We start from the raw sequence: 20,693 nt of genomic DNA on the forward strand, positions 1-20,693 counted from the left end.
GTTGGGCTTTTTTATTACATGCTTTAACTAAGCGAGACTTTTTCCTGCAACTTCATTGCAGGCTTCTTCTTTGACTGTATACCAAAGAACGCTAGATTAAGCAGACTAAAGCGACCGACTGCCTTCTTAAGGGCTACTGGCAGGATAAGCCCCAGAATCATACTAACGGTAAAGGTAATCCATACATCATGGATTGCCAGTTTGTTCAGTACGATACGGCTGCCCGCCGTTCCAAATACATGGAATAGGTAGATTTCAAAAGAGAAATACCCCAGCCACGCTAACGGTTTGAAATAGACTCGGCGGGTGATGATCATGTAAATGGCAGTAATCCCCAGAGCCGTCCCTATGTAATCCATTCCACGATCACTGATGGAGAGTTGATTCCACAGATAGGCCTGATCAATGACAACCAATGCCGCCAGCACGACGCCAATCACTAGCTGTTTTGAGGCGGTATTCAACTGGTCGGAGAAGCGATAAAGCCCCAGCCCCAACAGGAAGAAGGGCAGCAATTGGATGGCCTTGTACAGGCAGAAGAAGTCCGGGAATACTTCGTAGTGCAAGGAGCCCACCAGGGCGATACACATGATGATCAAGTAATTCCTGAGAGAGGACAGCAGGCTGAACTTCTCCATCAAGGCAATCATGACAAAGATGCAGAAGATGGACTGCAGGAACCAGAAATGGGCATAACTGAAGAAATAGATACCGAATACATCGCTCCATTCCGGCTTCGTATTGGTGTTGGGCACCAACGCTTGCGAGATGAAGAAGAGCGTTGAGACAACGATCATCGGGATCAGAATCCGGCGAAACTTGCCCTGGTAGAAACGCGGCAGGGAGCTTGCGGAAGTAACGGGTCTCAGGGCATATACATACCCGGAGATGGCCGTGAAGAGCGGCATGCGAATGTAAACAAGCGAGTCGTAGAGATAACGGAGGAATGAGTCATCTGCGACTTTCATTCCCTGATCACCCGAACTGCCAATAACGTGACCGGCTACCATTAAAAATAGCGCCAACCCCCTGATCGTTTCGATCCTTAAATCTTTTTCGGGTTTGGTAGTGCTCATTAGGCGCCCTTCCTTAAATCAATACATATGATATCGCTCGGATATCGACCACTATTAATCTACTGACCTGAGAGGATAGGCCACAGAAAGCCCTCCATTTTTATATTCACTCAATACTTGGCTTGTATTTGAACTGAATCACTTTCTAACTGCCATATGCTGACTAATGTGCAGCTTTTAAGCTCGGAAGGATGCAGTAGTTTTCAATTAATATTGCGTCTCTTCATTGAAAACCTATGAAATAGAGCTCGCCAGGTCGCTCAATTATCTTTTGTATCTGCCAGTGTCAAACTAAGCGACATATCGATATCGTATTGATATCAGACTTCATCGAACTCAAGCAGGATAAGGACAGATCAATACCCTTATTGTTCGGTTTTATATATTTTTTTTGAGTGAAACTCATTACAAATAGATAAACGGGACTGTTTTGATGGCGGGCGTATCTGCAACGGTCCGCATTTTAGCCGCATGCCGTGACAGATACGCTATGAGCATTATGCGTTAGACGAATGCTTTACCGTCCAAGACTGCTTTACGCCACCGCACGATATTGACCTTTTCTGGCAGGCCAACCTGGCTGAAGGGATCCTGTGCCAAAAAGGCCTCGGCTTCTTCGCGGGTTTCGACATCCACGATGTAGACACTTCCGCTGGCGTTTGCCCCTTCGTCGTCAAGCTTGGCTCCACAGGCGAGCAGCTTGCTGGCATTTTCACGGAGGAAATCCAGATGGGCAGGACGGTTGTCCTGGCGCAGCTGGGTAGTGTTGGGCTTGTCCCAGGTTTCGATCAAAAAAGGCATGGCGTTTTCCTTGGTTGATAGCGTCTCCCTAGCATACCTGTATGACCAGGCCCTGGGTAAAGCGTATCGATCAAGAAGGCATGTCCTTATGCCTCGCCAACCGCGTTATGCCGCGCGGAACAAAGCGTGCGGATCAATCACAAACTTCTTGGGTACGCCCGCATCAAATTCGCTATAGCCCTTGGGTGCATCATCCAGGGTGATAACGTCGACACCTACAATGTCAGCAATCTTGATACGATCCCACATGATGGCTTGCATCAACTGCCGGTTGTATTTCATGACTGGTGTTTGCCCGGTATGGAAGCTATGGGATTTAGCCCAGCCGAGGCCGAAGCGAATGCTTAGGCTGCCTTGTTTGGCCGCCTGGTCAGCTGCGCCGGGATCTTCCGTCACGTAGAGGCCTGGAATCCCGATCTTGCCGGCGACACGTGTAACACCCATCAGTGAGTTAAGGACTGTGGCAGGTGCTTCGTGCTGTGATCCGGAGTGACCATGGCCGCGGGCTTCGAAGCCGACCGCATCCACGGCGCAATCCACCTCCGGCTCGCCTAGAAGTGCCGCAATTTGCTCATGTAGGGGCGTGTCTTGGGACAAGTCGGCAATTTCAAACCCTTGTGCTTTGGCATGAGCCAGACGTACCGGATTGACGTCACCCACGATGACGACCGCAGCGCCCAACAGGCGCGCTGAAGCAGCGGCGGCTAGGCCGACAGGACCTGCGCCAGCGATATAAACGGTACTACCCGGTCCGACGCCCGCCGTGACGGCTCCGTGGTAGCCGGTGGGCAGAATGTCCGAAAGGCAGGTCAGGTCGCGAATCTTTTCCATGGCCCGATCCCGGTCAGGCAGCTTGAGCAGGTTGAAATCGGCATAGGGCACCATGACATATTCCGCCTGACCACCGACCCATCCACCCATGTCAACGTAGCCATAGGCGCCGCCAGCGCGGGAGGGATTTACCGACAGGCAGACGCCGGTGTGTTGCTCTTTGCAGGTACGGCAGCGGCCACAGGCTACGTTGAAGGGGACGGAGACCAGATCCCCTACCTTGAGGTTTTCCACCCCTTTGCCCGCCTCGATGACTTCTCCAGTGATTTCATGGCCCAGTACGAGACCCTCGGGGGCTGTAGTACGGCCACGCACCATGTGCTGGTCGGAGCCACAGATGTTGGTGGAGACGACTCGCAGGATCACACCGTGGTCGATTTGACGTCCCTGGGGCGTTTCCATTTTGGGGAAGGGAATGTTCTGTACTTCGACTTTACCAGCGCCCAGGTAGACGACGCCTCGATTGCCTGACATACGCGTTTCCTCTTGTTGTTGTAGTGAGCCCATGAGTGGGCGGTGGTTCATGGAAAGCAGTAAAACATTGAATCCGATAAGGTATCGCTGCGCTTGAACCCTCCTGCGACGGGTATGTTGAGCGTAGAAAGCACGAGCCGAACGTCAATCAAAGCGTGCGATGAGCGCACAAAAGTGGCAGGTTCTGCTTTTGTAATGGTTATCGGCTGGACTGGATTTGATGGGTATCCCGTTGCTCAACCCTCCTACAGGCCACGCTCCATTGCATTATCCGGCGAGCCTTGATTCATCGCGCTGCCAGAGCCCTCTAGAAGGCTCAACCTATCCTTTCGAGAAAAGCGCTTGTAGTGACATGGAGGGTGGCGGTTACAGCACCACCGTCCGGTTGGCATTTAGGAAGACGCGGCGCTCCAAGTGATATCCCACGGCTCGGGCCAAGGTCAGGCATTCGATATCTCGGCCCTTGGCAACGAGATCTTCCGGGTAATACGCATGATCCACGCTCTCTACGCCCTGCGCGATGATTGGCCCTTCGTCGAGGTCATTATTGACGTAATGGGCGGTGGCACCGACCAGCTTTACCCCCTTCTGATAGGCCTGATGGTAAGGCTTGGCGCCCTTGAAGCCTGGCAATAGGGAGTGATGGATGTTAATTGCCCAGCCATCGAGACGACGGCACAACTCGGGCGAAAGCACCTGCATGTAGCGTGCAAGCACGACCAGTTCCGCCTGGGTATCCTGCAGCACCTGCCAGACGCGGGCTTCCTGGGCAGGTTTGTCGTGGGGGTCCAGCGGAAAGTGGTGATAGGGAATGCCATGCCAGCGGGCCAGGGGTTCAAGGTCCGGGTGATTGGAAATCACTGCGACCACATCCATCGGTAATTGGCCGATGCGCTGGCGATAGAGCAAGTCGTTCAGGCAATGATCGGCTTTAGAGACCATGATCACCACCTTTGGGCGGTAGCCTGGCGCGGTCAGCTCCATTTGCATGTCGAACGGTCCCAAGGCATCGGCAAGACCGGCACGAAAAGCAGTCTCGTCGAAGGCAGTCGGCGCCTTGAACTCCACGCGGATAAAAAAGCGCGCGGCCAGTCGGTCATCAAAGGAGTGATGCTCGGTGACGTAGCACTGCTGCTCGAACAGAAAGCGGGTCACGACGTCCACGGTCCCCAGTCGGCTTGGGCTCTGGGCAGTGAGAATCCAGGTATCAGGGGTGCGGCTCATGGATAGCTACCGAATAGGTTGGATGTTGTGGGTTGAATGACCTGGGGCCAGGGACACAGGTATCGCTGTGCCCCACGCACCTTACTGATCAAATGTATACGTTTAACCTGTTGTATCCAGCCAAATGGTTAGTTCGCGGAAGGATGGGGTCGATACGCACAACCCATCCTGTCCGTACGCGGTCAGCTGGCGATGGCCAATCCGTATTCGGCGCTGGCGTCCTGCAACCAGAGCCAGATGTAGTCGGCAAAACTGCGGCGAACCACCAGCTCCCACGTCTCCTCACCGGTGTGACGGATAACCAGCTGGGATTTGGCAAATACCGTCCCGACCGCCTTGCCTACCGGAAATTGACTAGGGTGGACATCGTAGGAGGTGGACTTCATCAGGACGTTGCGTACATTCGGTCCTGTCAGCTCATACAGGGTCTGGCCACCGCTGACATTGACGATGGAAATATGCCGATCGCCGATCGCCTCACGTAGGCTCAGTTCGGTGGAGTACTCCTCGCCCTGCGGAACGATCAGGAGCCACTCATCCGGCCCCAGCCATTGCAGGGAGGTTTCACCTTTCACAGTCAAGCCCAGGGCGGCGGGCAACTCCAAACCCAGTACGGATTCGACCGCACCGGTAAAGCCGGTATCGCTGGCCTCTCCCCGCAGGACCAAATGGCCCCGCAGCTTTTTCTCGCGCAAGGTCACGCCTGCGCTGCCAACGCTCCGGCCCGCCAGCTTGTCGAGCTCAGCATGAAACAAGGGGGATTCGGCGCGTGCAGGTCCGGTGGGACGCTGCTGATAAACGTTCACGTTAGACATGCTGACGCTCCCCTTTCGGATCGTAGAAAACGGAAGAAACGATTTCGGCTTCGACGAACGTGCCATCCCTGAGCGCGGCATAAACCTTTTGTCCCATCTTGCCCAAGCCACCCCTTACAACGGCCAAGGCGAAGCCAAAGCCCATCGAGGCGCTGTAATAGCTGGAGGTGACGTGCCCCACCATGGTCATTGGAATCGACTGCTGGGTGTTGAACACCAGCTGTGCGCCTTCCGGTAGAACCGCCTTGGGATTGACTGGCTTGAGGCCCACCAGCTGTTTGCGGTCTGCTTTAAGGCAATCCTGCCGGTTCATGCCGCGTTTGCCGATAAAGGAGAACGGTTTGTTCATGCTGACGGCCCAGCCCATGCCCAAGTCCTGTGGGGTGACGGAGCCATCGGTATCCTGACCAACGATAATGAACCCCTTCTCGGCCCGCAGCACGTGCATGGTTTCGGTACCGTAGGGCGTTAGGCCGTACTTCTTGCCAGCCTCTATCAGCTGCTCCCATACGCCCATCGCATAATCGGCCTGGACGTTAATCTCGTAAGACAGCTCGCCGGTAAAGGAGATGCGGAACACCCGAGCCGGTACGCCGCCCACGGTGCCTTCCTTCCAGCTCATGAAGGGGAACGCATCCTTGTCCAGATCGATGTCGGTCAGCTCGGCGAGCAGGTTACGGCTTTCCGGACCAGACAGGGTCATGGTCGCCCAGTGGTCGGTCACCGAGGTGAAATACACCTTGAGATCTGGCCATTCGGTCTGATGGTAGAGTTCCAGCCACTCAAGGATACGCGCGGCGCCACCGGTCGTGGTGGTCATCAGGAAATGATTATCGGCCAGGCAGGCCGTGACGCCATCGTCCATGACCATGCCGTCTTCCTTGCACATCAGGCCGTAACGGGCCTTACCGACCTCCAGCTTGGTCCAGGCATTGGTATAGACGCGATTGAGAAACTCACGGGCGTCCGGGCCCTGAATATCGATCTTGCCGAGGGTCGAGGCATCAAGGATGCCGACTTTCTCGCGCACGGCCTTGCACTCACGGGCCACGGCGGCATGCAGGTCCTCTCCGGCCTTGGGGAAGTACCAGGGGCGCTTCCACTGACCGACATCTTCAAACAAGGCACCCTGCTTGACGTGCCAGCCATGAAGCGCGGTGAAACGTACCGGCTCCATGAGATGGCCGCAGTGGCGACCGGCGACGGCGCCGAACGTGACCGGTGTGTAGTTAGGGCGAAACATGGTGGTGCCAACTTCAGGAATCGCCTTGTTTTGCACACGCGCGGCGATGGCAAGGCCGTTGATGTTGCCTAGCTTGCCCTGGTCGGTGCCAAAGCCCAGGGCGGTGTAGCGCTTGACGTGCTCGATGGACTCGAAACCCTCACGGCACGCCAGCTCGATACCCGCTGCCGTCACATCATTTTGCAGATCGACGAACTGCTTGGGTGCGCGGGCCGTGGATTTTTCGTGAGGCACCTGGAAAAGCGCCAACGATGGTTCTTCGAAGCGGTGCTCCGCCCGGGGCACTTCGCCGGCTACCGGCTTCAAACCCGCCTCGCCGGCAGCCGTGGCGCCCGCTTCAAAGCCATCGGCCAGCACATCGCCTAGGGCGAATACGCCGTTCACGGCGCCAGCACAGACGCGCTTTTGCGGAGCCGGGCCCGGCACAAACGCCTGGATATCCTCGCGCCACAAGGGACGCCCGCCTAGGTGAGACGCCAGGTGTACTACAGGGCTGTAACCACCGGACGTGGCGATCAGGTCGCAGCTCAGCCACTCGCCGGGACTGGTAGTACGGAACCCCTTGATGTCGATGGCGACGACACGCGCGCCGGTCACCCGCGTTGAGCCACGGGCTTCGGTAACCGCTGCGCCGGTCAAGACGCGAATCCCCTTCGCCCTCACCTCTTCAACCCAGGCTCCACGCGGATTTTGACGTGCGTCGGCGATGGCAACGACTTCACGCCCTGCTTCCAGCCAGTCCAGCGCGACACGGTAGGCATAATCGTTGTTGGTGGACAGCACCAGCTTTTGTCCCGGTGCCACCCCATAGCGACGCACATATGTGGAGACGGCACCCGCCACCAGGTTTCCGGGCAGGTCGTTATTGGCGTATACCAATGGGCGCTCATGGGCACCACTGGCCAGAACGACACGCTTGGCGCGGACACGGTGCACTCGGTGGCGCACCTGTCCCATTGGGGCCTTTTCGCCCAGATGATCGGTGAGACGCTGGTGGATGGTCAGAAAATTGTGGTCGTGATAGCCGTTGACGGTCGCCCGAGACAGCAGGGTCACGTCGGGGGTGGCTTCCAGCTCCGCGATGGCCTTGGCAACCCATTCGGCGGCGGGCTGGCCATCCAATAGCTCACGCGTGTCGAGCAGGCTGCCGCCAAACTCTTCCTGCTCATCAGCCAGGATGACACGCGCCCCACTGCGGGCAGCCGCCAGGGCGGCAGCCAGACCGGCCGGTCCGGCACCGACCACCAGCACATCGCAGTGCTGGTTCATGTGATCGTAGCTGTCCGGGTCGACTTCGGTCGGCACACGACCCAGCCCCGCCGCCTTGCGGATGTACTTCTCATACGTCAGCCACAGGTTTTGCGGGTACATGAACGTCTTGTAGTAGAAGCCGGGCGGCATCATCTTGCCGCCGACCTTGCCAAGAATGCCCATCAGGTCATTGTTCACGCTCGGCCAACCGTTGGTGCTGGCGGCCACCAGCTCTGCGTAGAGGGGCTGTTGGGTAGCACGCACGTTGGGAATCTGCGTGGCCTCGGTGGAGCCGATCTGCATGATGGCATTGGGCTCTTCAGCCCCAGCGGCCACGATGCCGCGCGGGCGGGAATATTTGAAGCTGCGCCCGATGACATCGACACCATTGGCCAGCAGCGCCGACGCCAGCGTATCGCCGACAAAGCCCTGGTAGCGCTGACCATTGAAGGTAAAGGTCAACGGCTGACGGCGATCGATCCGACCACCGTGGGTAAGGCGATTGACCTGACTCATACGGTTTCTCCTTCGATAGCCTTGGCCACTACGACCGGCTTGCCGTTTACCTGCGGTTGCTCGCCAATCTTGTACGTTTCGAGAATTTCGTAGGTTTCCGTATTGCGGGTCACGTTGAAATAGTGACGGCACCCGGTGGCATGGACCCACAGTTCATGGTGGATGCCCCGCGGGTTATCGCGAAAGAACATGTAGTCGCCCCACTCCGCATCGGTGCAGTTGTCCGGGTCCAGCGGGCGCGGGATATGCGCCTGGCCTGCCGCATGAAATTCCTCTTCGGAGCGCAGTTCCCCACAATGAGGGCAATGGATGTGCAACATGATCAGGGCTCCTTAGTGCGCGACAGCCGCCGCGCCATGCTCGTCGATGAGCGCGCCGGTATGGAAACGGTCGATGGAGAACGGAACCGCCAATGGGTGCATTTCCCCTTTGGCGAGCGAAGCAGCAAAGACGTTGCCGGAGCCGGGAGTGGCTTTAAATCCACCAGTGCCCCAGCCGCAATTGAAAAACAGGTTTTCTACCGGTGTCTTGGAAATGATTGGACAGGCGTCGGGCGTGGTATCGACGATGCCGCCCCACTGGCGATTCATCCGTACGCGGGAGAGAATTGGGAACATTTCGACGATGGCTTGCAGGGTGTGTTCGATGACCGGGTACGAGCCGCGCTGACCATAGCCGACATAGCTGTCGATACCGGCGCCGATCACCAGATCGCCTTTGTCCGACTGACTGATATAGCCATGCACTGCATTGGACATGATCACGCTGTCGATCACCGGCTTGAGCGGCTCGGACACCAGCGCTTGCAAGGGGTGGGATTCCACCGGCAAGCGAAAACCGGCCAGCTTGGCCATATGACCCGAATTACCGGCCGTCACGACACCGACACGCCGGGCCCCAATGAAGCCCTTGTTGGTCTCGACGCCAATGACTGCGCCATTTTCCTTACGGAAGCCAACGACCTCGGTATTTTGAATCAGGTCCACGCCCAGCGCATCGGCTGCACGGGCGAAACCCCAGGCTACCGCATCGTGGCGGGCTACTCCGCCCCGGCGTTGTACCGTCGCGCCCATGATCGGATAACGGGTGCTCTTGCTACAGTCGAGGTAAGGCACCTCTTCGGCCACCTGCCTGGCGTCGAGCAGTTCGCCGTCTACGCCATTCAGGCGGTTGGCACTGACGCGGCGCTCGGCTTCGCGCATGTCCTGTAACGTATGGCACAGGTTGTAGACGCCGCGCTGCGAAAACATGACGTTATAGTTCAGGTCTTGCGAGAGCCCTTCCCATAGCTTCATCGCATGCTCATACAAGTGAGCCGATTCATCCCACAGGTAGTTGGACCGTACGATGGTGGTGTTGCGCGCCGTATTGCCACCGCCCAGCCAGCCTTTTTCGATGACCGCGACGTTTTTGACGCCATGCTCCTTGGCCAGATAATAGGCCGTTGCCAGACCATGACCGCCGCCGCCCACGACAATCACGTCATACACCGGCTTGGGGGTTGGCGTGCGCCACATGCGCTGCCAGTTTTCATGATGGCTTAGGGAATGCTTGAAAAGGCCGAAACCGGAATAGCGCTGCATCTGTTTGACTCCTGAACCTGTCCCCACGCATGAATGAGGATTTTCGTAGGGTGGCCTATGACTAGCTGACTCAATCGAACAGGGGTGGGTTACGCTCCTGCCAACCCACCTTATGAAGGGCTAATTAGCGGTAGACGGGATAATCTGCGCAGAGCCCGGCCACACGTTCGGCCACATGCGCCTCCACATCGGCATCGCCCAAGTGATCGAGGATGTCGCAGATCCACCCGGCCAGCTCCTGGCACTGTGCCACGCCCAGACCACGCGTGGTCACAGCCGGAGTGCCGATTCGCAGGCCGGAGGTCACAAAGGGCGACTGAGGATCATTGGGCACGGCGTTCTTGTTGACCGTGATACCGGCGCGCCCCAGGGCGGCGTCGGCATCCTTGCCAGTAATGCCCTGTTTGATCAGGCTGACCAGGAACAGATGGTTGTCTGTCCCACCGGAGACCACGTCGTAGCCGCGCTTGATGAACACCGCAGCCATGGCCTGGGCGTTGTGGATGACCTGCTGCTGATAAGTTTTGAAGCCGGGTTCCAGGGCTTCCTTGAAGCACACCGCCTTGGCTGCAATCACGTGCATCAGGGGGCCGCCCTGGCCCCCTGGGAAGACGGCGGAATTGAGCTTTTTCTCCAACTCCTCGTTGGCCTTCGCCAGAATCAGCCCACCGCGGGGGCCACGCAGGGTCTTGTGGGTGGTGGTGGTGACCACATCGGCAAACGGAAGGGGATTGGGATACAGGCCTGCCGCAACCAGCCCCGCCACGTGAGCCATGTCGACGAACAGATAGGCACCGACTTTGTCGGCAATCTCACGGAAGCGCGGGAAGTCGAGCGTTTTCGAATAGGCCGAAAAACCGGCAATGATCATTTTCGGCTGATGTTCTACGGCCAACCGCTCGACCTCGTCATAGTCGATCAGGCCCGTTGCGGGATTCAGCCCATATTGCACCGCGTTGTAGAGCTTGCCGGAAAAGCTGACCTTGGCACCATGGGTCAGATGTCCCCCATGAGCCAGACTCATGCCCAGCACTGTGTCACCTGCTTGCAGCAAAGCCAGGAAGACCGCTGCGTTAGCCTGCGAGCCGGAGTGCGGTTGGACGTTGGCATAGTCGGCGCCAAACAGCTGCTTGGCCCGCTCGATGGCCAACTGCTCGACTTTATCGACGAACTCGCAACCGCCGTAGTAGCGCTTGCCCGGATAGCCTTCGGCATATTTGTTGGTCAGCCCGCTGCCCTGTGCCTCCATTACCCGCTGGCTGGTGTAGTTCTCCGAGGCGATCAATTCGAGGTGAGCTTCCTGGCGCCGCTCCTCTTCGCTCATCGCAGCGAACAAGGCGTCGTCGTAACCCTGGATGCGGTCTTGCTTGGTAAACATCGCGTCTCTCCTGCAGCGCAGCGGAAGGCCGGCATGGCCGTCAATGGGCTGATCCTTGAGAGCGATGGTAGGACCGAGGCTGCGCATCAGAATGCCTGTTCACGCCACAAGGCGGTGCGTTTGCGACATCGCCCTCGCATCCATGCGCCAGACGAGTCGGCTGCATCGAACAGGCCGTCGATCACAGGTGCACAGGCAGGCATACATAAGAATGGCGCCATTGGTCTCTTGTCGCCTGTGAGTCAGGAACCCCGACATGCCCTTACGGCTCACACCAGAACGGTGCCGGTCTGGCTAAAACCCTTATGCCAGAGCGGATGCATTTATCCTGTGATCGTGTGAGGCCTTATGACCACACCCCGCTTCGCCATCAGTCAACTCACCACCACACCCTGGCCACTCACACGTGACCTGGAGCTGTTTGCCCGTCTCAACACCGACATTGAGCTGGCGGAAATGAAGTTCGACAAGGACGCCGGCAAGCTCGCCGAACAATTCGCTCAGTTGAATGCGCATGGATTAAGGCCCGTCTCGCTGCAGCCTGAAGTCCGTACGATTTATCCGGCGACCAGTGCACTCGAACCGGCTGATCCTGCTGAACGTACGGCCCTGATCAAAGCTACGATTGATCGCTTCGCCCCCTTCTGCACAGGCATTCCGGTCATTACCAATACCGGCGCGCTCGGCCAGAGCGGCAACGAGGCGGAAGTCTGGGAAGGCTGTATAAAGCGCTATCGCGAACTGGCCGATCACGCCGCGGACAAAGGGTTGAGCATTGCCATCGAGCCGCTCAGCCCGCCCATGATGAGCCGCGACAGCATTCTCTATACCTTCATGCAGGGGTATGAGCTGGTGCAGGCGGTGGCACGAGAGAATGTAGGGCTGTGCCTGGACCTGTATAACAGCTGGCAGGATGCAGACCTCACCGACGCCATTCGACTGGCGGGTGACCGAATTTTTCTGACCCAGCTTTCCGACTGGCAGCGCCCGCGGTCCTATTTTGATCGTCGTACCCTGGGCGATGGCATCATTCCGGTCAATCGCCTGCTCGCTGCCGTGAATGAAACCGGCTACGCCGGACCCTACGTTCTGGAAATTTTCTCGTCTGATGTACCAGGCGCGCTCTGGGAAGACGATGACGCGCTTGAGCAGGCCATTCTTCGCAGCAAGGCCCGCTTCGAAGAAGCCTGGGCCACAGGAGATGCGTTGGCTAATCTGGGCATCTAGAAACCCTCAGGGGGCCTGCTCGTGTCGGGGCGCCGGGCGATCCAAAGGCGGTCGGGCGGCTGAGGGTGTCGGCCGGTGGGCTTCCAGCTGGCGAATCTGGCGATCCTGCAACCGCGAGCAGGTCACGAGCGCTACTGTTGCACCGATCAGGGCATAGAACATGTCGGACTGGGTATCCCACTCATACCCCTGCGTACCTAGAAACTCCTCTGCGCCCTGCCCCAGCGCCAATGCAGCCCACCACTCGATCATCTCGTAGACGGCGCTGACCGCCACCGCCACGCACCCGGAGAGAAACGCGAGCATCTTGTAACCGGACACCTGCCGCTCACGGATCAGGATCTCACGAGCCAGCAGACACGGTACGAATCCTTGCATGAAGTGCCCCAGCTTGTCATAGGGATTACGGTCCATATCCAGCCACTCCTGAATCCAGCTACCCAAGGGCACGCGGGCGTAACTGTAGGCGCCTCCTGCAATCAGCCCCAAGGCGTGAATCGTAATCAGGATGTACAGCAGCGGTGTGAGGCTGAAGCGCTCATGCGTGGTGATCAGCAGCGGCAGCACAATCAGCACCGGAAAGATTTCCATCAGCCATGTCGTGCGGTCATAGGGTGCGATGCTGGAGGCGACCAATGCCGCACATACGATGAGGACGAGTGATCGAAGCAGCCATTTGTGTTGAGTCATTCCATCCGCCTTACGTCGTTCCGCAGTCAGGCCAGCCTGCGAGGAGCAGACCGCATTACAGAACGGTAGACCGCAGGAAGCCAGCGTTGGGTCGGTGGCAGACTCAATTCGTTACGTTACGTTTATACCTTGCGCCAGACCGACGCCAGCCAGGGCTGCTGCTCCCGAGGCAAACCGGCGGGCCGGTAATAGTGCTCCAGTTCGACGAACCCCGTGTCGGTCAGATAACGCTTCCAGCTGTCGAAGTCGTGGTAGGCACCATAGCGCCGACCATTCCAGCCTTCGCGGTTGTCACCTCGCGGATTGGAGCTGAACAGCACGCCGCGCGGCTTGAGCGTGGCATGCAACGCCTTGAGTACGCGTGGCAACTCGCTGAGCGGGACATGAAATAGCGTGGCGTTGGCAAACACCCCATCGAAATGCGCTGGCGGAAGATCCAGGGCAAGAAAGTTTTGATGCCAGACCTCGCACCCCGAATCGGCGCGAGCCATGGCTACGAATTCGGCAGACCCGTCGACGCCCACGGGAGAGTGTCCCAGACGCGTGAACGTTTTCAGGTCCCGACCCGGCCCGCAGCCAAAGTCGAGAATGCGCTGCGGGGCCTGACCTTCCAAATGCCTGAGCAGCGCCTCGATGTTCTGGCTGACATCATGATCTCGCGTGCCCTCGCGAAAACGCTCGGCCGTCTGGTCGTAGTCCGCCAGCGTCAGGGCAGTGATTCGTTCGAGCTCATCAGGCAAGGTCATGGCGTCGTCCAGGTCAATCAACGGTTTCGTTCAAATGCCGCTTCCAGGGCATCGTTGATGGTACGCAATACCTTGACCCGGGCGAAGCGTTTATCGTTGGCTTCGACCAGTGTCCAAGGGGCAATTTCGGTGCTGTTGCGCGCGACCATGTCTTCGACTGCGGCGCTGTACACATCCCACTTGTCACGGTTGCGCCAGTCTTCCTCAGTGATCTTGAACCGCTTGAACGGGGTCTCCTCACGTTCTTTGAAGCGCTTGAGCTGCGTATCCGAATCGATGGCCAGCCAGAATTTGACCAGTACGATACCGGCATCTGTCAGCTGCTCCTCGAAATCGTTGATTTCGCTGTAAGCCCTGAGCCAGTCCGCCTCGTTGGCAAAGCCTTCTACCCGCTCTACCAGCACGCGGCCATACCAGGAACGGTCAAAGACGGTAAAACCGCCTAATCGTGGAATATGCCGCCAGAATCGCCACAGATAGGGTTGCGCACGCTCCTCTTCAGACGGTGCGGCAATGGGAATGATGCGGTATTGCCGAGGATCGAGTGCCCCGGTTACCCGGCGGATCGTGCTGCCCTTGCCAGCGGCATCGTTTCCCTCGAACACGGCGACCAGCGCATGACGCTTGAAGCGCTTGTCCCGCACGAGTCCGGACAGCCGTGCCTGCTCGGCGATAAGCTGCTCCTTGTATTCGTCCTTGCTAAGGGACTGGGACATATCTAGGCTGCTCAACACCCCGCGCCCGTCGAGGTTGGGCGGTAGTGGAGCGGTGTGTGGGCTGCGGGGCGGCTGTGCGTCTCGCTCAAGCGCGCCGTTCAAGGCTTCGAGCAGGATGTTGCCTACCATCAGGCTGCGGTAATTTTCGTCGTAACCGGCTACCACATACCAGGGCGCATAGTCGCGGCTGGTTCGCCGCAGAACGTGCTCGCCGTGCTCGACAAACTTGTCGTAGGTCCGGGACTGTTGCCAGTCCAGCGGACTGATGCGCCAGCTATGCAAGGGGTCGTCCTTGAGCACCTTGAGCCGGTGCTTGAGCTGTTTCTTGGACAGGTGAAACCAGAATTTGAGGATCAATGCACCCTCGTCACTGAGCATGCGCTCCAGACGCTCGGCGTCGCCGATGCCCTCCTCCAGCTCAGCCGATTTGATGCGTTTTTCCACGCGGGCGTGCAGGAGCTGGCTGTACCAGTTACCAAAGAAGATGCCGATCCGCCCCTTGGGCGGCAGGCGCTGCCAGTAGCGCCAGGCCGGTGGGCGCAGCCGCTCTTCCTCGGTTCGCTCTAGAAAGGATTCGACCTGGATCAGGCGCGGGTCCATCCATTCGCTCAACAGCTTGACTGTTTCGCCCTTGCCGGCACCTTCTACGCCATTGATCAGCAGAATGACCGGAAACCGCCCCTGCTCCTTGAGTTTATACTGCGCATCCAGCAGCGCCTGACGCAGCTTTGGTACAGCCGCCTCGTAGGTTTCCCTGTCGATGACGTGATCAGTTTCGGCGGATTCAAACATGCGGCTCTCCCCTGTCAGCCTGGCCTTTCAAGCGCGTATGGCGCAGTAATCGTCTTGTATTGGAACCCAAGCGATGCGGGTCGTTCGGCTCCAGTGAACGTGACTTTACCGGGTCTAGCGACCCCTACACTCAAGATACCGTAATTACCGGACGCTTCATGAAAGAACACATTACGCCTTTTCAACTGCTGATCCTGGTCTTGTCGTTTTATGTATTGGGCTCACTGGTAGCCGATCTGTTTTTTGCCCTGCCGCCAGAAGTCTCGCAGTTGCTCGGTTATCTGGATAATGGGGTTTGTGTCTTTTTCTTCATCGACTTCTGTTTGCGCTTTCGCGCAGCGCCCAACAAATGGCACTTCATGCGCTGGGGCTGGCTTGATCTGCTGGCCTGTATTCCCGCAGCCGGTTTTCAGGGCGCCAAGCTGGTCCGCGTGGTGCAGATCTTGCGCATCCTGCGTGCGATCAAGTCGCTTGCGATGATCTGGCGACTCCTGTTTCGCAATCGCGCCGAAGGCATTGTCGCGTCGGCCGCCACGGCAACCCTGCTTCTGGTGGCATTTGGCGCCATCACCATGCTGATGGTCGAAGCGCCCAACCCTGAAAGCTCCATCAATACGGCCGAAGAAGCGCTCTGGTGGGCCTTTGTGACTGTGACCACCGTAGGCTATGGCGACTTTTATCCAGTCACCACACTAGGCCGCATCGTGGCTGTCATGCTGATGATTGGCGGCGTGGGATTATTCGGCAGCTTTGCCGCGTACATCGGCTCGCTGGTTCTGAGTGACAAGGATGAGCAGGACGCCCACGAGCAGAACACTGACCGCGAGATGATGCGTGCCTTGCTGGCCAAGGTGGATGAACTGCACGAGGAAGTCCGAACGCTGCGCCAGGAGCTGCATGCCACCCGCGCGGCGGAAATACCGCATCCGACCAAGGATAGCTAAGGCTGCGCCCTGCTGAATTGACCGGGATTAAAAGAAAACGTCGATGGGCATCGGTTGGACTGGCGTCTTTCTCAGCACGCTAGATCTCTAGCGGTAAAACTCCCCGGCGTGACCGGCCACACGCTCTAGGGCCGAACTAACCCCCTGCTTTTTCACTCATCTTTACTGAACCCACCGCTTGGCTGACAGCGAAACGCACAGGCAAATCTTTAACTATTGTCAGGCTTATATGACAGTTTGATGAAGATTGATCGACGCCACTGGTTCGCCAGCAATGCCCCCGATACTCTCGGAGGCGATATGCTCAGCTGAGCACCAAGTCCTTACAGGAGAGGGAAATGTCGTTTCGTATTCAAGCGCGTAAGCGGGTTGACGATGAGATCCGCCGTGTAGTGGTTGAACGGATAGAAAAAGCCCAGGAATCCTTGAGCGCAGGCTCGGCCAAAGGCGTGCACAACGCCCGCAAGCGGCTGAAAGAAATCCGCGCCGTGCTGAGACTGGTGCGCGAACCCTTAGGCAAAAAAGTCTTCACGGCTCAAAACATTCGCTTTCGCGATCTCGGTCAGGGCTTGTCCAGCCTGCGTGATGCCGCAGCCGTCATCGAAAGCTGGGATGCCCTGACCGAAACCAACCGCAAGCGCTTCAATTCACCGGCCATGAAGCGCGTCAGGGGCCGACTCGTCGAGCGGGCTGAAAAGGCGTCCCAAGGCGAGGCAGCCAGTTCCCATGCCGATCTGGTGGAAGAACTGGAAGACGCCAAGTACAAGGTGTCTACCTGGAAGTTCAAAGGCAAAGACTTTGGCCTTTTGGAAAGCGGCATTCTCAAGACCTACAAAGACGGCCGTCTGGCACTCAAGGTCGCTCGCAGTAATGCCACTGACGAAACCCTGCACGAATGGCGCAAGCGTGTGAAGGATCACTGGTATCACACACAGCTGCTGATGGACGCCTGGCCAGAGCACTTCAAATCACGCCAGAAGTGCCTGGAAAAGCTGTCTGCTTATCTGGGTGATGACCACGACCTGGCGGTGATGCAGCTTTTGCTCGAGCAGGAGTCTGATCTGTTTGGTGCCGTCAGCACACGTCAGGCCATCAACGAAAGCATTCTTGTCCACCGCGCGCAATTACAGGCCAAGGCCATGGAGCTGGGGCAGCGTATTTACGTAGATAAGCCGGACGCGCTCCTGGAGCATTGGGAAAAGCTGTGGAACATCACAGCCATGCCGAGCAAAGCTAAAAAAGCCAAGAAACACGAGCCAGCCGGCCTGTTGCCCTATCTGGTCGAGCCGGTAACCGCATAAGCGGATCGACTCGCCTCATGCGGGTCAGGGCAGCTAATCGCCGCTCTGGCCCGAGCTAGACATGTTCCTGCCTTTTTCTGCAAATTTCGCAACATTAACGGGCACATTTCCTTCAATTAGCCTTGGAACTTGTCTTCCTCGGTGCGCTTCGAAGCTAGTGTTCGATGCGGGATGGTCGGTCAAGCCAGGCAAAAACATCAAAGGGAGCGGCAACAGCGCCTGCACTCTTTCAGATATGGCCAGATCAAGCCGACCGTCACGAATCAACACTTTGTGCATGACGCATGCTGGACGAGACGTGCCAGCCCGTGCGGCGGCCATCCCCTATTTCCTTGAGGTGTGTGCCATGAAGACGAAACACGTGATTGCAGGTCTGTTGCTGTCGGTTGCCGGCACTGGCTTCGCCTGGGCCGATCAGCCTGGTGCGGACTGGATGCCCAAGAAAGAAGTCGAAGCCAAGATCATCGAAAACGGCTATACCTCCGTGAGCCGCCTGGATGCCGAAAATGGCGAATGGGTTGGCAAGGGCCTCAAGCTCAACTCGGAGAAGTATCGTTTCCGGGCCGATCCCCGTACCGGCAATATCATCCAGGAAGAAATCGATCGTGAAGAAGTGGGTCGTAAGACGATCGATTGATCCGCTGTTCACCAGCCCTGCGTAGGACTTGGTCTCTTGCAGGGCTGAAACCTATTCTCCATCAGCCTCTTCTCGTGGACGAATCTTGCCGCGGAACACCCAGAAGCCGTACGTGCTGTACGCCAGGGTGAACGGAATCAGTACGGCAAACCCAGTCAGCATGAACGTTTGGCTCGCGGTCGGTGACGATGCCTGAAAAATGGTCAGCGCAGGCGGGATGACCAAGGGGTACAAGGCCAGAATCAAGGCGGCGTACGCCACCACAAACCAGCCCAATACGGCAAACAGGGGCAGGTAATGGATGCGGCATGGCAATGCCTTCCAGAAGGCCAGCGCCAGAAGCGCCATCAGTCCTAGAAGGGGGATCACCCACTCGCCCTGGGCCCAGCGCTCCCGATACAGGGGGTGAAGTCCTGCGGTCCACACGATGACCAGCCCCATGAGCAGCAAGGTGAACCCACCCAACAGCGATGCCTGTTTTCGGGCCCGAGCCTGCAAGTCACCCTCCGTGCGCCAGACCAGCCAGCAGGCTCCCAGTAGCGCGTATCCCACCACCAGACCGATCCCACAGGTCAGCGTAAAACCACTTAGCCAGTCCCAGCCATTACCCGTGTACCGGCTGCCATCGTTTGGAATCCCCTGAATCAACCCACCCAGGACAATGCCCTGGCAAAGGCCGGCCAGCGTAGACGCCCCTGCGAATGCCACATCATGCCAGCGCCGATGTGCCGGAGTTGCGCGGTCACGAAACTCCAACGATACGCCCCGAAACACCAGAGCCAGCAACATGGCAATGATGGGTACATACATGGCGGTAAAAAAGATGCTGTATGCCGCGGGAAACAGAGCCAGCAACCCGCCGCCACCCAGCACCAGCCACGTCTCGTTGCCATCCCAGATGGGAAGAATGGAAAACGCCATGACATGGCGGCTCTGCGTCTCTTTGTGGAACGGAAACAAAATACCGACACCCAGATCCGTCCCATCCAGCACCACATAAGTGATGATGGCGAATGCCAGCGCCGCGGCAGAAAGTTGATGGATCAAATCGGCGGACATGGAATTATTCACCGGTCTCGTTGGCAAGGGAGGGTTCGGGGCCCTTTTCATCAGCCCTGGGTGCCCTGGCCATGGCCCGAAGCATGTAAAGAAGCCCAATCCCGAAGACGATCACATAGGCAGCCAGAATGCTTAGGGTTGAGGTCATGACGAAAGAAAAGGACTGTGCCGAACTGCTGTCAGCCGTGCGCAACAATCCGTAGACCGTGAATGGCTGTCGCCCGGTCTCGGTCACGACCCATCCGGCCAGCATGGCGATAAAGCCGGCCGGTCCCATCGGGAGCACGATCCAGTGCAGCCAGCGGGCGGTGTACAGGCGTCCACGCGTACGCATGATCAGGCTGGCAATGCCGACGGTCGCCATCAGCAGGCCCAGCCCCACCATGATCCGAAAGGCAAAGAATACGATAGGGACTGGAGGGAGATCGCTGGCCGGAAACTCGCTCAGGCTTTGGATGGTGCCGGCCCAGTTGTGGCGCAGGTACAAGGAGCCAATGTGCGGGATCGCCAGCTCCAAATGATTACGCTGCTGCTCCATATCCGGTACGGCAAACAGCCGTAGCGGCTCGCCCTCCCCCGGTGCCGGTCGGTTCCACGACCCTTCCATGGCTGCAACCTTCTGCGGCTGATGCTCCAGGGTGTTTTCCCCATGCAGATCCCCGGCAATGATCTGCAGTGGCCCAACGATGGCTACTACCCACATGGCCATGGAAAACATGATCCGCGCCCGCGGATTCGACGCATCGCGCAGCAGATGCCAGGCGCCAACAGCCCCCACCATGAAAGCGGTGCCTAGAAAGGCGGCAAAGGTCATGTGAACGAAGCGGTAAGGAAAGGAGGGATTGAAAATAATGGCGAGCCACTCTTCCGGCACGAAACGGCCATCCGGCCCGATGGAGTAACCGGCAGGCGTGTGCATCCAGGAGTTGGCGGCCAGAATCCAGAAAGCGCTGAACAGCGAACCCACCGCTACCGCACAGGTTGTGAAGAAGTGGAGCTTGGGGCCTACCTTCTTCATGCCAAATAGCATGACGCCAAGGAAACCGGCCTCCAGAAAAAACGCCACCATGACTTCATAGAACATCAACGGGCCGATGATCGAACCCGCCTGGGTCGAGAGGCGTCCCCAGTTGGTGCCGAACTCGAACTCCATGACCACACCCGATACAGTTCCGACCGCCACGTTCAGCGCAAAGATCTTTAGCCAGAACTTATAGAGATCAAGATAGGCCTGCTGTCTTTTCCACAGCCAGAGCCCTTCTAGGGCCATGAGAAAATTGGCGAGTCCGATGCTGAACGCAGCCAGCACGATATGAAAGCCGATAGTGATGCCAAACTGGGCTCGGGCGATCTGCAGGGCGGGATCAGTGACGTCCATAAAAACCTGAA

General features: G+C 57.9%; 18 protein-coding genes. 4 read left to right on the plus strand and 14 right to left on the minus strand.

Annotated features, from left to right (window positions below; translation table 11 throughout):
* Positions 1–23: 23 nt before the first annotated feature.
* The 9 genes from JQR90_RS18585 to glyA all read right to left on the minus strand — a co-directional run bounded on the left by JQR90_RS18585 (position 24) and on the right by glyA (position 11,192).
* Positions 24–1,076: an acyltransferase family protein gene (locus JQR90_RS18585; RefSeq protein WP_010796169.1), complete on the minus strand. Its 1,053-nt coding sequence runs from the start codon at positions 1,074–1,076 to the stop codon at positions 24–26.
* Positions 1,077–1,580: 504 nt separating this feature from the next.
* On the minus strand, positions 1,581–1,877 hold the full coding sequence (locus tag JQR90_RS18590; protein WP_019367267.1) for a YciI family protein: 297 nt from the start codon (positions 1,875–1,877) through the stop codon (positions 1,581–1,583).
* Between the two features lie 105 nt (positions 1,878–1,982).
* Positions 1,983–3,182 carry a formaldehyde dehydrogenase, glutathione-independent gene (fdhA, locus tag JQR90_RS18595; protein WP_010796171.1) on the minus strand — a complete coding sequence of 400 codons (1,200 nt, stop codon included), beginning with the start codon at positions 3,180–3,182 and terminating at the stop codon, positions 1,983–1,985.
* 366 nt (positions 3,183–3,548) lie between these two features.
* Positions 3,549–4,406: a formyltetrahydrofolate deformylase gene (gene purU, locus JQR90_RS18600; protein WP_010796172.1), complete on the minus strand. Its 858-nt coding sequence runs from the start codon at positions 4,404–4,406 to the stop codon at positions 3,549–3,551.
* Between the two features lie 182 nt (positions 4,407–4,588).
* Positions 4,589–5,221, minus strand: coding sequence for a sarcosine oxidase subunit gamma (locus tag JQR90_RS18605; RefSeq protein WP_434140216.1), 633 nt, complete (start codon positions 5,219–5,221; stop codon positions 4,589–4,591).
* Positions 5,214–8,231: a sarcosine oxidase subunit alpha gene (locus JQR90_RS18610; protein ID WP_434140217.1), complete on the minus strand. Its 3,018-nt coding sequence runs from the start codon at positions 8,229–8,231 to the stop codon at positions 5,214–5,216. The genes JQR90_RS18605 and JQR90_RS18610 overlap by 8 nt, the downstream gene beginning before the upstream one ends.
* Positions 8,228–8,551: a sarcosine oxidase subunit delta gene (locus tag JQR90_RS18615; protein WP_010796175.1), complete on the minus strand. Its 324-nt coding sequence runs from the start codon at positions 8,549–8,551 to the stop codon at positions 8,228–8,230. Before JQR90_RS18615 ends, JQR90_RS18610 begins: the two co-directional genes overlap by 4 nt.
* A 12-nt stretch (positions 8,552–8,563) precedes the next feature.
* Positions 8,564–9,814: a sarcosine oxidase subunit beta family protein gene (locus JQR90_RS18620; RefSeq protein ID WP_122041349.1), complete on the minus strand. Its 1,251-nt coding sequence runs from the start codon at positions 9,812–9,814 to the stop codon at positions 8,564–8,566.
* Positions 9,815–9,938: 124 nt separating this feature from the next.
* Complete coding sequence (glyA, locus tag JQR90_RS18625; RefSeq protein ID WP_010796177.1) at positions 9,939–11,192, minus strand: serine hydroxymethyltransferase; 1,254 nt, start codon at positions 11,190–11,192, stop codon at positions 9,939–9,941.
* A 348-nt stretch (positions 11,193–11,540) separates the two neighbouring features.
* Here glyA and JQR90_RS18630 point away from each other — a divergent pair, with 348 nt between their 5' ends.
* Positions 11,541–12,419: a sugar phosphate isomerase/epimerase family protein gene (locus JQR90_RS18630; RefSeq protein WP_434140218.1), complete on the plus strand. Its 879-nt coding sequence runs from the start codon at positions 11,541–11,543 to the stop codon at positions 12,417–12,419.
* A 6-nt stretch (positions 12,420–12,425) separates the two neighbouring features.
* Here the strand turns inward: JQR90_RS18630 and JQR90_RS18635 are convergent, their stop codons facing one another.
* The 3 genes from JQR90_RS18635 to pap form a co-directional block, all read right to left on the minus strand.
* Complete coding sequence (locus JQR90_RS18635) at positions 12,426–13,109, minus strand: DUF2238 domain-containing protein (protein ID WP_125889548.1); 684 nt, start codon at positions 13,107–13,109, stop codon at positions 12,426–12,428.
* 122 nt (positions 13,110–13,231) lie between these two features.
* On the minus strand, positions 13,232–13,855 hold the full coding sequence (locus JQR90_RS18640) for a class I SAM-dependent methyltransferase (protein WP_125889549.1): 624 nt from the start codon (positions 13,853–13,855) through the stop codon (positions 13,232–13,234).
* Positions 13,856–13,872: 17 nt separating this feature from the next.
* Complete coding sequence (gene pap / locus JQR90_RS18645; protein WP_010796181.1) at positions 13,873–15,363, minus strand: polyphosphate:AMP phosphotransferase; 1,491 nt, start codon at positions 15,361–15,363, stop codon at positions 13,873–13,875.
* Positions 15,364–15,521: 158 nt separating this feature from the next.
* Between pap and JQR90_RS18650 the strand changes: the two genes are divergently transcribed.
* The 3 genes from JQR90_RS18650 (at position 15,522) to JQR90_RS18660 (ending at position 18,245) form a co-directional block, all read left to right on the plus strand.
* On the plus strand, positions 15,522–16,307 hold the full coding sequence (locus JQR90_RS18650) for an ion transporter (RefSeq protein ID WP_434140219.1): 786 nt from the start codon (positions 15,522–15,524) through the stop codon (positions 16,305–16,307).
* A gap of 338 nt (positions 16,308–16,645) precedes the next feature.
* Positions 16,646–17,608, plus strand: coding sequence for a CHAD domain-containing protein (locus tag JQR90_RS18655; RefSeq protein WP_219651760.1), 963 nt, complete (start codon positions 16,646–16,648; stop codon positions 17,606–17,608).
* Positions 17,609–17,954: 346 nt separating this feature from the next.
* Complete coding sequence (locus tag JQR90_RS18660) at positions 17,955–18,245, plus strand: PepSY domain-containing protein (protein ID WP_122041343.1); 291 nt, start codon at positions 17,955–17,957, stop codon at positions 18,243–18,245.
* Between the two features lie 51 nt (positions 18,246–18,296).
* Here JQR90_RS18660 and cydB read toward each other — a convergent pair whose 3' ends face one another.
* The gene (gene cydB / locus JQR90_RS18665) at positions 18,297–19,304 is read right to left on the minus strand and encodes a cytochrome d ubiquinol oxidase subunit II (protein WP_434140220.1); all 1,008 of its coding nucleotides are present in this window, start codon (positions 19,302–19,304) and stop codon (positions 18,297–18,299) included.
* Positions 19,305–19,308: 4 nt separating this feature from the next.
* The gene (locus tag JQR90_RS18670) at positions 19,309–20,682 is read right to left on the minus strand and encodes a cytochrome ubiquinol oxidase subunit I (protein WP_434140221.1); all 1,374 of its coding nucleotides are present in this window, start codon (positions 20,680–20,682) and stop codon (positions 19,309–19,311) included.
* Positions 20,683–20,693 lie beyond the last annotated feature (11 nt).

This window comes from Pseudomonas sp. JZ114, assembly GCF_051027705.1.
GTDB classification, from domain to species: domain Bacteria; phylum Pseudomonadota; class Gammaproteobacteria; order Pseudomonadales; family Pseudomonadaceae; genus Chryseomonas; species Chryseomonas luteola.